General features: G+C 35.3%; 19 protein-coding genes and 1 pseudogene. 5 read left to right on the plus strand and 15 right to left on the minus strand.

Annotated features, from left to right (window positions below; genetic code table 11):
• Positions 1–44 precede the first annotated feature (44 nt).
• A complete protein-coding gene (locus F993_RS12090; protein WP_004653668.1) occupies positions 45–689 on the minus strand; it encodes a putative metallopeptidase in 645 nt (214 codons plus the stop codon).
• A 101-nt stretch (positions 690–790) separates the two neighbouring features.
• Positions 791–1,618: a DUF4238 domain-containing protein gene (locus F993_RS12085; RefSeq protein WP_004653669.1), complete on the minus strand. Its 828-nt coding sequence runs from the start codon at positions 1,616–1,618 to the stop codon at positions 791–793.
• A gap of 371 nt (positions 1,619–1,989) precedes the next feature.
• Between F993_RS12085 and F993_RS12080 the strand changes: the two genes are divergently transcribed.
• The 3 genes and pseudogenes from F993_RS12080 to F993_RS12075 all read left to right on the plus strand — a co-directional run bounded on the left by F993_RS12080 (position 1,990) and on the right by F993_RS12075 (position 4,166).
• A complete protein-coding gene (locus F993_RS12080; RefSeq protein ID WP_004653670.1) occupies positions 1,990–2,391 on the plus strand; it encodes a (deoxy)nucleoside triphosphate pyrophosphohydrolase in 402 nt (133 codons plus the stop codon).
• A 2-nt stretch (positions 2,392–2,393) separates the two neighbouring features.
• Positions 2,394–3,237: pseudogene (locus F993_RS0119650) on the plus strand (HNH endonuclease).
• A 35-nt stretch (positions 3,238–3,272) separates the two neighbouring features.
• On the plus strand, positions 3,273–4,166 hold the full coding sequence (locus F993_RS12075) for a hypothetical protein (RefSeq protein ID WP_004653672.1): 894 nt from the start codon (positions 3,273–3,275) through the stop codon (positions 4,164–4,166).
• A 95-nt stretch (positions 4,167–4,261) separates the two neighbouring features.
• Here F993_RS12075 and F993_RS12070 read toward each other — a convergent pair whose 3' ends face one another.
• The 13 genes from F993_RS12070 to F993_RS12010 all read right to left on the minus strand — a co-directional run bounded on the left by F993_RS12070 (position 4,262) and on the right by F993_RS12010 (position 11,156).
• Positions 4,262–4,711, minus strand: coding sequence for a protein-export chaperone SecB (locus tag F993_RS12070; RefSeq protein WP_004653673.1), 450 nt, complete (start codon positions 4,709–4,711; stop codon positions 4,262–4,264).
• 22 nt (positions 4,712–4,733) lie between these two features.
• Positions 4,734–5,231, minus strand: a complete 498-nt coding sequence (locus F993_RS12065; RefSeq protein WP_004653674.1) for a hypothetical protein — start codon at positions 5,229–5,231, stop codon at positions 4,734–4,736.
• Between the two features lie 15 nt (positions 5,232–5,246).
• A complete protein-coding gene (locus tag F993_RS12060; RefSeq protein WP_004653675.1) occupies positions 5,247–5,822 on the minus strand; it encodes a hypothetical protein in 576 nt (191 codons plus the stop codon).
• A 265-nt stretch (positions 5,823–6,087) separates the two neighbouring features.
• Positions 6,088–6,360: a hypothetical protein gene (locus F993_RS12055; protein ID WP_004653677.1), complete on the minus strand. Its 273-nt coding sequence runs from the start codon at positions 6,358–6,360 to the stop codon at positions 6,088–6,090.
• A gap of 91 nt (positions 6,361–6,451) precedes the next feature.
• Complete coding sequence (locus F993_RS12050) at positions 6,452–6,706, minus strand: helix-turn-helix domain-containing protein (RefSeq protein ID WP_004653678.1); 255 nt, start codon at positions 6,704–6,706, stop codon at positions 6,452–6,454.
• 208 nt (positions 6,707–6,914) lie between these two features.
• Complete coding sequence (locus tag F993_RS12045; RefSeq protein ID WP_004653679.1) at positions 6,915–7,412, minus strand: hypothetical protein; 498 nt, start codon at positions 7,410–7,412, stop codon at positions 6,915–6,917.
• Entirely contained in the window at positions 7,409–7,813 is a 405-nt protein-coding gene (locus tag F993_RS12040) for a DUF559 domain-containing protein (RefSeq protein ID WP_004653680.1), read from the minus strand. The genes F993_RS12045 and F993_RS12040 overlap by 4 nt, the downstream gene beginning before the upstream one ends.
• Before the next feature lie 42 nt (positions 7,814–7,855).
• Positions 7,856–8,461 (minus strand): hypothetical protein, encoded by a 606-nt coding sequence (locus tag F993_RS12035; RefSeq protein WP_004653681.1) that lies wholly within the window; start codon positions 8,459–8,461, stop codon positions 7,856–7,858.
• Entirely contained in the window at positions 8,458–9,327 is an 870-nt protein-coding gene (locus F993_RS12030) for a hypothetical protein (protein WP_004653682.1), read from the minus strand. The genes F993_RS12035 and F993_RS12030 overlap by 4 nt, the downstream gene beginning before the upstream one ends.
• Entirely contained in the window at positions 9,324–10,163 is an 840-nt protein-coding gene (locus F993_RS12025) for a DNA adenine methylase (RefSeq protein WP_004653683.1), read from the minus strand. Before F993_RS12025 ends, F993_RS12030 begins: the two co-directional genes overlap by 4 nt.
• On the minus strand, positions 10,160–10,351 hold the full coding sequence (locus F993_RS12020) for a hypothetical protein (protein ID WP_004653684.1): 192 nt from the start codon (positions 10,349–10,351) through the stop codon (positions 10,160–10,162). The genes F993_RS12025 and F993_RS12020 overlap by 4 nt, the downstream gene beginning before the upstream one ends.
• Before the next feature lie 76 nt (positions 10,352–10,427).
• Positions 10,428–10,880 (minus strand): phage regulatory CII family protein, encoded by a 453-nt coding sequence (locus F993_RS12015; RefSeq protein ID WP_004653685.1) that lies wholly within the window; start codon positions 10,878–10,880, stop codon positions 10,428–10,430.
• 24 nt (positions 10,881–10,904) lie between these two features.
• Positions 10,905–11,156: a hypothetical protein gene (locus F993_RS12010; protein WP_004653686.1), complete on the minus strand. Its 252-nt coding sequence runs from the start codon at positions 11,154–11,156 to the stop codon at positions 10,905–10,907.
• Between the two features lie 178 nt (positions 11,157–11,334).
• Between F993_RS12010 and F993_RS12005 the strand changes: the two genes are divergently transcribed.
• Complete coding sequence (locus tag F993_RS12005) at positions 11,335–11,697, plus strand: hypothetical protein (RefSeq protein WP_004653687.1); 363 nt, start codon at positions 11,335–11,337, stop codon at positions 11,695–11,697.
• A 101-nt stretch (positions 11,698–11,798) separates the two neighbouring features.
• A partial coding sequence (locus F993_RS19885) for an ATP-binding protein (protein ID WP_004653689.1) occupies positions 11,799–13,096 on the plus strand: 1,298 nt, incomplete at its 3' end.

Genomic DNA, 13,096 nt, shown 5'->3' on the forward strand with positions numbered 1-13,096 from the left:
CAACCATTCCATCCAAGTACATCCAAGAAGAATGGCAAAAAAATTTAAACCACTCTTAGAAAGCAAGTCCCACAGGCATGATAGATATCAGCCTTCGCCACAGTTGGCCGTTGGTTTGCAGCATTCACCATTTCTTGTACTTCCTTATTAGCACCATAACGGCGTACTACGCCCGTGAATTCTTCTACGTCATGCCCTTGTATCGTTAACTTAGGCTTACCCGTTTCGCGGTTATAGGATGGAATTCCCCATTCATCTTTTTTATGGGCGATATGATAAAGCTCATGTTCAATCAAAGCGCAGAAATCAACATCATTTGCATACTGGGCATAAGTCGCATCAATTGTGATTAAGTAATCAGGTAAATCATTGAACCATTGATAAAGCTGTTCTTCCTGCCGTTCTTTCTTCCATCCACTCGCATTAATCATAATCTTTTCAGCTTGGCCAACCACAAAACGACCTTGTTTCTGAAATCCACCTTTAGCCCACATCACGGCGATCTGAGGATAGTAGAACGCTCCTAAATGGGCATGATCAGGGTTAAAAAGCTTATGTTCAGGGTTTAGGAAAATAGCCTTTATCCATCGCCATAATTCTGGTGCCGGCGCAAAGTTTGGTGTGTCTTGGGCAAAGATCCATTCTGGTGGGTATGGACGTTGCTGAATTACAAATCCGACTTGGTTCATAAATTTTACCCATTAAAAAAGCTACATTAAGTAGCTCATGGTATATATTTCCTAATATATCAATTAGTTAAAAGATATATTAAAATTAATATAAGTTCAAATTATTTAATTGGTTTGATTTCTTTAGCTATGGCCTCCAAGCATTCACGATCACCCCCAATAATATATTTATTTGAATTTAATATCATTTTATCATTTAAATTCTTAATGGTTATCTCGTTTAGAGAAAGTACTTCAGATGACAAAAAACTACCTGAGTCCAGTGGAAATAAAAAACGCTCAAACATAAACAATTGATCAATAGTACCATCATGATAAACAGGGTTATCGCAAGTGATTATGCCTTTATCATCAAAAAAATAACCTGAAACTTTATTTCCATCAAATATTCTAAATGTAAACAATGGTAAAAAATAATATTGTAGAATTTTTCTAGTATTTTCGTTAGACCGCTTTTTATATAAAAATTTTAAAGTCTTTTTATCAAAAGAAATAAGTTCTTTAGACTTAACATGTGATTTATCATAGAGATCTAAAACATTATCTATAAGTTTCAAAGCAAGCAAATTTTGTTTAGGGTTGCGCCAAAACATTATTGAAATAAACAATTTTAAAATAAATTGGACTTCCTCAACTTCTTCTATAAATTTTTGAAAATCCCCTTTATTAATCTGTTCCAACGAATCTAGATGTTTTAGCAATTCAGAGACTTTCCCCTCAAAACCACCATAGAACCTCTCTAACTCAGCATAAGCTTCGCCTTTAAATACTAATGTATTTAAATGAGGTATATAACAAATTCTAGCAGGTGTCGTTTCCTTAACAATATAATTACTATCCTTTAAAATAACATATAATTTGCTTTCTTTAGAGAAAAAACGTTGCTGATAAGACTCATGCACGTAATGATGTTTAATTGGATTGTTCATTTCAACTATTTTTTAATTAAGCGACAAATTAAATCTAGTGGACAAAAATATTAAAATCAATCATAAATTCAATAAAACAATTTAGACACCTTAAAGAGTATTTAAATTTAGAATAAACAATTCTGATTTCAGTCGTTAGCATCAATATAAATCAGTTACTTCCACTTAAGCATTTTAAAAACCTACTTCAAAGAATTTTAAAAATTCCAATAATATAATTTTGAAAATATCTTAAAAAAAGCCCACCTTTCGATGAGCTTTAACTTCCGTGATCTACTTAAACTTCGACCACTATAACGTAAAAATAGCATTTGCCCTGCGCAGGGTCAAGTAATGTCTTTAAAACATAAAATTAGCATATAATCAGCAGCATGAAAAAATTAAGCGTTGTAGCGGCAGTAATTATCCATGAAGGAAAATATTTGTGTGCACTTAAGGGTGAACATAAGTTTCCGTATTTATCGCATAAATATGAATTTCCAGGTGGCAAAGTAGAATCTAATGAAACAGCCGAACAAGCGCTGATACGTGAGATCAATGAAGAGCTGAATCTGGCCATTGATGTAAAGAGTTATCTTTTAACTGCTGAGCATTCTTATCCAGATTTCCAGATTGAATTAGCCACCTACTTATGTGAATCCAAGACCATTGATGAATTGGTAATGCATGAGCACCAAGATATCAAGTGGTGTCATATTGATGCGCTGATACAACTGGATTGGGCTGCTGCCGATCTACCTATTGTCCAATATTTACTAAATAACAAGATTTAAGCATGACAAAAGATTTTAAAACTTTAAAGCCTGATACCGTTCGTTCTAGATAATGCAGGACTTTGTGAATATTTTGGTTGTTCACCACAAGGTGGAATGCGCAGGTCTCTTAAAACAAAAACTTTAGTGATCATTTCGAATCACGTTGAATCCATCTATGAAGATAGATGGATTGGTGATGAGCTTCATTACACAGGCATGGGACAAGTTGGAGACCAAGAACTTAAAAGCCAGAATAAAACGCTTGCAGAGAGCCATACTAACGGCGTTTCAGTTCATCTATTCGAAGTATTCACAGATAAAGAATATATTTACCAGGGCCCTGTTACGCTTATTAATGATCCCTATCAAAAAGTTCAACCGGATGCGAATAAGCAAGATCGTACTGTATAGATCTTCCCTCTTAAGCTATTAGATACTCGTACAACAATTAGCGCTGAGACTATCGTTAAAGCGAGTCAGAAGAAACAGCGTAAATATAAAAGAAAATCGACTGAGCAACTTATCGCAGATGCCAAAGCCTCAGCACAGACAGAAGTCAGCTATCGTAATACCCAGACTAAATATTTCATCCGTTCAGATTCGATCGCTCAGTTAGCAAAACGTTTGGCCAATGGTATTTGCCAGCTATGTGAACAGCCTGCTCCTTTCAAAGATTCAAATGGCGAGCCCTACCTGGAGACTCACCACATAGAATGGTTAGCACATGGCGGTGCTGATACCGTAGAGAACACTGTTGCACTTTGCCCAAATTGTCATAAGAAGATGCATATTGTGAACGCTGAGGCTGATCGATTAACGTTAAAATACAGAAATCTTATTTTGTCTAATCTACAGATCAAATAAACACCCTTAAATTCCAACCTGATTTTATTTTTAACATGAAAAACATAGATTTAAATACAATTTTAACATTAAGCGTCACGTACTTTGTTTCTGCTTTTTTGGGATATCATTATATTGCTGGAAGAGCCTACATTGAGGGCATTACGCTTAATACTGGTATCACTTACTCTTTTTTGGGTTTTGATTTTAGTGATTACTTTTTTTACGGATTTCTTCATAGCTTTCATCTATTGCTATATATTCCATTAATAATAGGTTTTATTTGGTTCATTATCGTTTTCAGAAGAGAAATTAAAAATTCTAAAAAAGATGATGATGAAGCAAAAGCAAATAAGTTATGGAAATTAGAAACACATATGATTTTCATGTTTACAACTGTTGGAACTATTATTCTTTTACTTTTAATACCACTAAAACATTGGATAAGCCTTCAAGAAGAGGGGCATAAAACAAAAATTAGAAGCATTTCGGATAGTATCGACTATGTCGTTAAAGACAAAGAAAAATTCTTTACTTTGATATGTGGCAAGGATCGCTGTCTATATGCCAAAAAGGATCTAAGTGGGTTTTACAATACCAAAAAAGATGAATATGAAACTTTCATATTACAACCTTATACAATTATAAATTATAATAACAACTCAAAAAACCAATATGCATATTTATTATCAAAAGAAAAACAAGGTCAAGATAATCTATATATATTTCAGATAGATAAAACCAATTTAAGTAATTTAAGAGATATTTCTGTTTTGCTAAAGGCAAAAACTAACAGCAGCAAAAACTACTCTCCTACTATTAGTAAAAACTCCACATTCCTTAATACCCTATATCAAGAAAATTCAGGAGTCTTCTTTGTAGGTTTTTCAATCTCAGTCACAGAAGAAGTAGATTTTCTATATATAAATTATGACTATACAACTGATTGAGGAATCATAATATTAGTTTTTTAGAAAATTCTTTACTTATACTCCCCTAATTCAATATGTAAAAGCTTTAAGGGATTAAAAGTATCACAAAATGCTTAATCTACTTTTTCCGATTTATCAAAATTATAAATTGGGAAATATACCGCATCAAAACCATTCTGAGTAAAAAAGTTACTTATCCAAGATCTTACAAAAGGATAAGCAGCTTGCGGCGCTAACACTCGAGCTAAATCTGTATTACCAAATCCATCTTCAATTAACTTATTGGTTTTGAAACTACATATTAATTTTATAGCAAAAATACCACTATCGTCTTCGTCCTCTTCATCTCCTTGAGACAAATAAACTGATTTATCAATCCGAATTTTAAAAAGTATAAAAAAGTTATCTTCCTTATCCGCACTAGCTGGAGTTACAACATCAAATTCTATCGGAGGAAAATTTTTATTATCATCTTCTTCAAATGCATATAAATACTCCATCATTTTTTCACTATGCCTAAACACAACTTGAGGAGCTTTTACATCTAAAAATCTGAATTTCATATATTTTTCTCAACTATCTTTATTATAAATTTACAACCATACCAACTTTTTCATAGCTACATTGATTATTCAAATCAGGTAACCACCCATAACCAAAATCAAAATCCAGAGCATCTCTATGACTAGATCTTTTTTTGCTATGGCTTTCTTTAACTAAACTATGTATTGCTTCCCATTCATGTTTTATAGAAACATTGAAAATGTCATGAATATAATGATTAATTAACGTTTGATAATCTGGTTTGATCTCTAATATAGATAGGTAATGGCTATCTCTAAAAAGTTTATTACTTGAAATATTATGTCTACTTTCAAATTGATGCTTATTATCATCAAACAGTTTAATAAATACTGACAAATTATTTGAAGAGTAATATTCAACAATATCATCAGAAAAATCATTAAAAAAACCTAAAGTCTCTAATTCAGACTCTGCTTTTTTTAATCGATTTTGTAATTCATCAGGTGTAAAAGAAGATAACTTTTCATAAAAAAGTCTTAGCAATTCTTGATTATCCATAAAAACACCTTTCATTTATGAGAGCTTTTGTAAATTTGAAATAACGCTTTTATCTCGAACAACAAAACATGATTGTCTATCAATATTTAAGAACTCAAAAGTTCTAGATAGTCTTTGTCTAAAACTTGTTGGTGCTTGCGTTTTTACTCTAATCACGAGAATATTAGAATTACGAATTTCTTCAACCATTTTAATAAATGCAAGCATGATAGCAGAGCTATTTATCCTAGCTTGCTTATCATTATTAGAAGCAGTATTCAATTGTTTACTCTTTTGGATAAACACACTAAACATTTGACTAATACTCATTTCCTCGAAATCTAAAATTTGAGACTCATCCGATAGAGTAATATCTGCTTCTAAGATCGATAAACTTGAATCATTAGCAGAATTAAAAAATCTAATCCTATCTTCATAAAAAGACTCACTTAACTCCCTAGCCAATGTTCTAATTTCGGGTTTATCTTTTGATGACTCCCAAAAATAAACACCTACTCCATGACGACCACAGCTATCATTAAAACCTGATCTTAATATTTGATCAGCATAGGTTCTACAGGTAGCATGCATACCATTATAATCTAAAGCCATTATATTTCTTATGCAATAAAGTTAACGAAATTTTGCGTTTTATAACATAAAAACATGATCTCTAAAAGAAAAATTTAATAAATCCATATCCACAATACAACGCATCTTGTCTGTCATCATTATGAGTATATTCTTGATTGACCATCTCAGACCATGACGGCCCACGAAAGTAACGAACAACCACAGCATTTGTCAGCGTTTCTCTGATTATTTTTCGTTAAAATCCAAACATTAAAAAGCCCATCTTATGACAGGCTCTAATTTTTTAACATTTATATGAATCTTCCTGCGCCTTGCTAAACTCTAATGACTCTTGAATCAGTCCATCCATGATATTAAAAACACGTTTCATTTCTTGGAATACTGAGTCAGGTACATCGTAGACTTTACCGACATACTCAATGTTTTTGTCACATAGATGACGAACAGCGCCAATCATAGCTGCTAGATCTGCAACCTGCTCATAAGCCAAAGCATAGCCATCTGCAACATCACTGGCATCATATGCTGTAATTGAAGTTTTTTTAACTCTAGTCATTTTTAGTACCTACCCATGATATTTACGCTGGGTTTACGTCAGACCATGCAATTACAGTCTTAATCAAATACTACCTCATAATGAGGTAAAATCAAGCATTAATTTGCTTGTCTAAAGAACTCATTAAAGCATCTAAAGAGTGGTAACCTAATTTTTTAGCACGAAGCTCAAACATATATATCGTCCATGCTGATTGACTAGGGCTTGCATCCCCTTGCTCCCATTTTTGATAAGTTTTTAAACCTATGCGGCATAGATGAGCTGTTTTAGCTTGTGTAAAACCAGTTTCTTCCCTTAACTGCTTAATTTCATTAGCTGCTGGAGGATGCCAATCTTTTATCGTCATTTCTTGATTTAAACCTTTTACTTAAGTAACTAAGTAAGTAAGTGCTTACTTATTAAAACTAGCCTTATTACACCATAAAATTACATAAAAACTAATTTTAAAGTAGGAAAAACTAACTTTAGTTAGTTTTCTTAAAGGGGGTATATCTTTTTCTTAAAAGGTTTAAGAAATTTGCTTAAACCCCAAATTTATTCTTTATAGTTTTAAGCTAAAACGCTATAAACCCATACCGACAATGCAACGCAGCCAAACCACATTTAACGTCTTGTCTGGCATTGTTTTGAGTGCGCTCTTCATTGGCCATTTCAGACCATGACTGGCCTCTAAAGTAACGATCAACCACTGCATCTAACCATTCATCCATGATTTCACTTCGGCCAAACATATCCAGTATGAGACGTTGTACAGCGCGAGCTTCATTGTCATTGATCTCACAAGTGGTCTTATTGCGCTTTGGTCGTGGTGGCTCGTAATCATTGGAAATATAGTCAGCAATAACTTGATTACGTTTCTTCTTCGTCAGCTTTTTGGTTCGTCGCGTTTTGGCAGCGTTATCCATCGCCACCGCAATTGGATTGATACTCTGGCCACATGGACCAGTGTGACTATAGAGCCAAGCACCGAATTGGTAGAGCCAGCCTTCTAAATCGAATCGTGACCAATCAATTGCCTGCATGATATGCATCTTTTCAATCACCAATGTCATTTTGTACCTCTTACCAATTGCTCTATCTGTTGAACTGCTAAACCTGATTTCACTTGTTGTGTACTGAACCGTAAAACCTGAAATCCTAAAATTGCTGCTGCGTTGTATTTTTCCATGTCACCGATATAACCAGTACCACGTGTATGTCTTCCGCCTGACCAGATCCCACCTTCAACCTCGATCAAGATCTTGGTATCACTGATCAGAAAATCTGCCCGCCATTTGCGTGTTGGGTGAAACTTGTATTCATGTTCAAAGCCGATGCCTAAGGCTCTTAAATCTCGCATCAGGATTAATTCGCCTTCACTTGGTTCCTGTTGCTTAGGTTTAACTCTAGGTTTGCTCTTCCTGTTGGCTTTAGGCTTGACCAGTGATTTATATTCGGCAATGCTTAATCTCATTGATCGCTACTCTCATGGTGTATGGCTCTCAGTCTTAGAGCGCTACGTTGACATCGTAGAGGTCTTGTATTTATTCACACCACTGACCTGTGCGAGTAAATCCGCAGGACATGGCACGCCTTTGTGATTCCGAGCCTTAGGTTCAGCAATCGTTTTCTTCGGAATCCACATCACCTGAACGCGTCCAGCTTTTTGTGCTTGCGCCAGATAGTCCTGATAAATATCGACGAATGCCTTGTGTGCCGCCCGCTGTGATTGATTGGCCAGAATGTACTGCACCTCATCCAGACATCGCTTTGCCAAGGTGGTAATTTTGAATTCAGGGTCATTGCTGAAATTCAATGCTTTGGCCCATGCTTGCTCTGCTGTCCACCAATCACCTGCCTGTACACACCAGCTACGGAATTCAGGTAGTTTGGGACACCATTTTTCCGAATTCATCCGATTCAAGCCGCGCTGTAGTTCGATTGGCGTCAAACCATTCAGCACCGTACAGGTCAAATTACGGAGTTTCTCGTTGCTCAGATGCCCATAGGTTTTCTGGAACTCTGTTCCGTAGATATCTTCGAGTCGGGTTAGAACCATTTCCGCAATTTCAACTGGAAAATTCACGGCAAATGCACTTTGGAAAAGTTCGATGTTGCTCATGGATAATCTCCTACGTCACTCATTGGTGCTGGTTCATCCAAGCCAAATCGCTTCTGGTAGGGTTGTTGCCCGTGATAGTACGGTTGCTTGGCTGTTGGTGATTTCAGCGGGTAAATATCTTGGTAATTATTCACCGTCGACTGGTCGAGTATGACGTTGGCCTGATCTTTGAAATCATCCCGTAGTTTTTTTAGGATGATTTTTGCTGCCCGTTCCGTCAGAGGTTTTTTGATGGTCTTTCGCATTTCAACAAATCCGAGCCATACATCCCGATTGACGTTTGGGTATTCGGATAGATCCATGCTGCTGGCATCAAATATTTTTGGTTTGGGCGAAGGTTTTTCAGGCGGAGAGCCATAAGAATTATTTGCAGTAATCTCTGTAGTATTCTCTGTAGTAATCTTTGTATAAACGGATGAAGGATTTCTATCACCGCGGATGCAGGATTTGTTCTCCCCCGAATGTAAGTTTTCTACTTCCCCGAATGTAGGATTTCGCGTTCGGGGATTTACGATCTGTTGTTCGCCATTTTCCTCGGAATGAATACAGTTTTCGAACCATTGATCGAAGGCTTCAACATCAAGTTTAAAATACAGTTTATGTTCCAGACGTTTTTCTGTTTCAAACAGAATGCCGAGGTCTTTAAGTAATTTACGTGCTGTTTTTTGTTGGCTATAGGTCATGCCTGTTTCTTTAAGCCATTCTTCAGAGGTTTTATATACCCCAAGTTCATGGTCTGTTTTGTCATGCCAGTACACAAGCTGACTTAAAAAGATGCCTGCGAGTGGGCTACCAAGGTATAGGCCTAGCTGTGGAAAGTATGCGATTGCCCTTCCTAGCCCCTTCAAGGTTGAGTAATGGCTCATACATTCACCCCGCTAAATAAATCGCTATTTACGCTAGCTCGGGGATTTATCCAAAGGCATTCCTGTCGTGAAACACCGCCCATTTTTCCTGATGCTTGCACCCGTTTTGTTAACTTTTTCCAATGCGAGAGTTTTTCGTTGTAAATCTCATGTTCATACCCAGTAATGAGTACCTTTCCTTTTACCTGATTAAGTTGGTCTAATAATTCAATATGATCGCCATCACTCATCTCATAGCGATAAGCAACGACATTTGCTGTTCTTGTGCTTCTCACATAAGGTGGATCAACAAAAAATAGTGTGTCTTCATTGTCATATAGACTGATGATCTTTGCTGCTTCCTGATTTTCGATTAACACACGTTTTAAACGTTGCGCATATTCCGCAAGTCGATTTGGATATTGATCCCATAGCTGGATTTCATAATTTTTCTGTCGTCCTCCAGCCATTCTGAATCCTGTACTGCCTTTTGTTGCTCCTGCAGATCCAAACCCCATTTGAGCACGTACAATCATTCGACGTGCCTGCTCTACTGGGCAATTGGTATCTTCATATGCAAGATGAAACTCAGCTCGAGCAAATGGAGTTAAATAGAGTTGTTTTTCTAACTGCAAACGATGTTCTGTATTACGCAATACGCGGAATAGGTTTACTACTTCACCATCAAGATCGTTATAAACTTCGATTTGGCTTGGTTCTTTACAAAGCAGTACTGAACCTCCACCGCCAAATGGCTCAACATAAGTCTTGTGCCTCGGGAAATATGAAATAATCCAGTCCGCAATTCTAAATTTTCCACCGTGATAGCGGATAAGTGGATGCTTTAAACTACTCATGTCATCTCCTTTTGAGCATTCAAAGCTCTACTTAGAAATTTAGAAACGTCATTGCTAATCACACGGCAGTTTTTAGAAATATGGTTTTCGATATGGCGATCTGCGCCAATGATCAAAGTGACTTGCGTCGAATCATCGGAATTGTGTTTATCTTTATCAGACTGTTTTGCTAGATTGTGTTCGTTCATATTTTTGTCTCGCTTAGCAAGTATGAATAAAAGGCCATAAAACCGCTTCCGCTGCTAATAACAGGAAGCGGTTTTTTTATTGGCCCTGAATGCAGGCCTTAATTTGTTGCTCGAGCGTGGCAAGCAGTACATGCATTTCGTGTATGACCTTGGCCATGTCGATTGCCTCGCCTTGTGTTATTCGCCCATCCGCAAGCATTTCTCTATATTGCTTGCTTACGTTGCCTTTCTTGATGCCGATATTTAGAAAGGTATCCATCAGGCAACTGTCTCTTTTGCTTTCAGGTATATCTGGTAAGTCGATGGCTGCTTTGCCATGTTCTGCACAGATCGCTTGAAGTATTCGAAAATCCCCTGTTATGCCCATCAGCTTTGAAGCTTCGAGCAAAGTCAGGTGATGTGTTTCCGTATTTGGGTTGACCTTGCTGTTGAGTACAGCTGGGCTTTTGATGCCCATGCGTGATGCAAGCGCATTTGCCCCGCCTTTAAAGTCGTGAACCGTGTGGTAAGCAGCATCTAATATGTTCATTGCGAGTCCTTTTGAACGTGTTTATTAGATGGATGCTTCATTACCATTTTGGTTAAGTAATGTTTGAACTGGATACAACCCAAAATGTTGTAAGACTTCCTGTTCCGAAACTTGTCCATTACTGGCTGTGACTAATGCTGTGCGGAGTTTCCTACGGGGCTCTTTATATCCATATAAAAGATGCGTCTTTAGATAACCACTTGTTGTGCCAGCAGCTTTTGCATACTTTTCTAATTGCTCAGGAGTCATTTTTAAAATGAAGTCTCTAAATTGCATAGATTGATCCTCTCTAATCAATCTAAATATTACCTTTTAGGTAATGTAAATACAACCTTTTTTCTTGTTTACCTTTAAGGTGATAAAAGTAAAATTACACCTCTAGGTAATTTTTTTATTTAAAAACTACCTGTTAGGTATTTTCTCCAGCAAATATAGCTAAGTGATGAGTTAATGTATGGACAGCAAAACGATTAGATATAACAACACACGAATCTTGGTAGACCAAGTTGGTGGTGTTTCTAACTTTGCTAATAAGATTAATAAAGGCCAATCACAGACGAGTCAGTTTGCTGGCACTACACCAATCAAAGGGATTGGCAATAAAGTAGCACGTGAAATTGAAGAGGCTTTTGGAAAGCCACATGGTTGGCTAGATGTAGCCCATCAAAAAGATAGTAATTTAAGTTCTTCAGCTTCAACTGAAACTAATAAAGAATTATTAGCTTTGATTAAATCTTTAAATCAACTTGAATCACAAGGCAAGCTCTCATCAGATTTAATTAAAGCTCTTAAAACAATTTTGGATTTAATAATTTAAACCAAGAGGGTAAATAAATTAAATTTAAAAATAAATTACATATTTTTTAAATTTATTATTTTGTTATAACTTTTAAGTAGAATTTAATTGGGATAAATTATATGAGTCAACTTAATATTGATTTAGAAAATAGTGAAAAATTACCAGAATCTGTTAAAATACAGGTTGATGGTAAAATAGTAAATGAGCTTTCCAAACAGGTTTCAAGTCACTTATTTGCACTTGGCGAATTAATGAAAAATAGTTATGATGCAAAAGCCACCATCATAAATATAATATTCGACATGAAAAAAAACAATTTAACTATAGAAGATAATGGAGATGGAATAAATATAGCTAACATCCAATCATTATTACATATAGCTAAAAGTGGCAAAGAATATGGCAGAGAGTTTAGTTTTAATTACAAAGGAAAAACTATAACTAGATATACTCAAGGATCAAAAGGATTAGGTTTATTTTGTGCTTTCAAATTTGGTAATAAAGTTCAATGGGATACTAGATTTAGCAATCAATCTTATAGTATTACAGTAAATAAAGATGATATTGTAGATTCTTCAGATATAAGCCAAATTAACTTCCCCCTTCAGAAGGGAAGCAGAACAACCACTGGCACAACCATAACTATAGATTTTGAGCCTCAAGATCCAGATTTACATTATATTTATCAAATAATAACAATTAGTAAAAATTATAAAAAATTAGTTAATTTTTTTCATGATGATAGTATGAATATTAAATTCAAGGTTATTCCAGCAAGCACTAGTACTGATAAAAAAATTACTTTAGAAACTATAGGAAAAAAAACATTAAACAACTTACTTTCAGAACACAAGTTATTTGATATTGAGTACAATTCAGACACAAACAAAATAATATACAACGACTTCAACTCAAAAGAACATACAAGAATATTTACCAAGAAAAATAGTACTGATGATTATAAAATTAAATTAAAAATTAATGCATACAGTTTCCCTCAAGGGTATCCTGGAGTAAAAAATATAGACAACATATTTCACAACCTAAATGGAGATTTATCACCATTAATTTACATTAACGGTGTTTTATTTAACAATGATCAGATATTTAATCCAGCTATAACCCGTAAAATCCAGTCTGGTAAATCCTTACCTCAACTTACAGGTTTTATAGAAATTTTTTGTACGAATACTGGTCTTCAGTTCAATAATGAAAGAACTGAATTAATTGATAATGCATTCAATGATAGACTGAAGAAAGATTTAGTAGAATTAAATAAATTCTTACAAGAAGAAGGTAAAAAAATTGAGAAGATTATAAATCCTAAGAAGCAAGCTGGTGGTCAAACTGCTGGTGGCCAAACTGCTGGTGGCCAAACTGTTGGTGGTCAAACTGCTGGTGGTCAAACTGCTGGTGG

It is taken from the genome of Acinetobacter proteolyticus, from assembly GCF_000367945.1.
Taxonomy (GTDB): Bacteria; Pseudomonadota; Gammaproteobacteria; order Pseudomonadales; family Moraxellaceae; genus Acinetobacter; species Acinetobacter proteolyticus.

Excerpts from the sequence above, each read along its gene's own strand:
- F993_RS12025 (WP_004653683.1), bottom strand. The coding sequence starts at position 10,163 with ATGAGTAGTTTAAAGCATCCACTTATCCGCTATCACGGTGGAAAATTT.
- F993_RS12070 (WP_004653673.1), bottom strand. The coding sequence starts at position 4,711 with ATGAAATTCAGATTTTTAGATGTAAAAGCTCCTCAAGTTGTGTTTAGG.
- F993_RS12075 (WP_004653672.1), top strand. The coding sequence starts at position 3,273 with ATGAAAAACATAGATTTAAATACAATTTTAACATTAAGCGTCACGTAC.
- F993_RS12080 (WP_004653670.1), top strand. The coding sequence starts at position 1,990 with ATGAAAAAATTAAGCGTTGTAGCGGCAGTAATTATCCATGAAGGAAAA.
- F993_RS12085 (WP_004653669.1), bottom strand. The coding sequence starts at position 1,618 with ATGAACAATCCAATTAAACATCATTACGTGCATGAGTCTTATCAGCAA.
- F993_RS12020 (WP_004653684.1), bottom strand. The coding sequence starts at position 10,351 with ATGAACGAACACAATCTAGCAAAACAGTCTGATAAAGATAAACACAAT.
- F993_RS12015 (WP_004653685.1), bottom strand. The coding sequence starts at position 10,880 with ATGAACATATTAGATGCTGCTTACCACACGGTTCACGACTTTAAAGGC.
- F993_RS12040 (WP_004653680.1), bottom strand. The coding sequence starts at position 7,813 with ATGAGATTAAGCATTGCCGAATATAAATCACTGGTCAAGCCTAAAGCC.
- F993_RS12060 (WP_004653675.1), bottom strand. The coding sequence starts at position 5,822 with ATGGCTTTAGATTATAATGGTATGCATGCTACCTGTAGAACCTATGCT.
- F993_RS12035 (WP_004653681.1), bottom strand. The coding sequence starts at position 8,461 with ATGAGCAACATCGAACTTTTCCAAAGTGCATTTGCCGTGAATTTTCCA.
- F993_RS12050 (WP_004653678.1), bottom strand. The coding sequence starts at position 6,706 with ATGACGATAAAAGATTGGCATCCTCCAGCAGCTAATGAAATTAAGCAG.
- F993_RS12090 (WP_004653668.1), bottom strand. The coding sequence starts at position 689 with ATGAACCAAGTCGGATTTGTAATTCAGCAACGTCCATACCCACCAGAA.
- F993_RS12010 (WP_004653686.1), bottom strand. The coding sequence starts at position 11,156 with ATGCAATTTAGAGACTTCATTTTAAAAATGACTCCTGAGCAATTAGAA.
- F993_RS12005 (WP_004653687.1), top strand. The coding sequence starts at position 11,335 with ATGGACAGCAAAACGATTAGATATAACAACACACGAATCTTGGTAGAC.
- F993_RS12065 (WP_004653674.1), bottom strand. The coding sequence starts at position 5,231 with ATGGATAATCAAGAATTGCTAAGACTTTTTTATGAAAAGTTATCTTCT.
- F993_RS12055 (WP_004653677.1), bottom strand. The coding sequence starts at position 6,360 with ATGACTAGAGTTAAAAAAACTTCAATTACAGCATATGATGCCAGTGAT.
- F993_RS12045 (WP_004653679.1), bottom strand. The coding sequence starts at position 7,412 with ATGACATTGGTGATTGAAAAGATGCATATCATGCAGGCAATTGATTGG.
- F993_RS12030 (WP_004653682.1), bottom strand. The coding sequence starts at position 9,327 with ATGAGCCATTACTCAACCTTGAAGGGGCTAGGAAGGGCAATCGCATAC.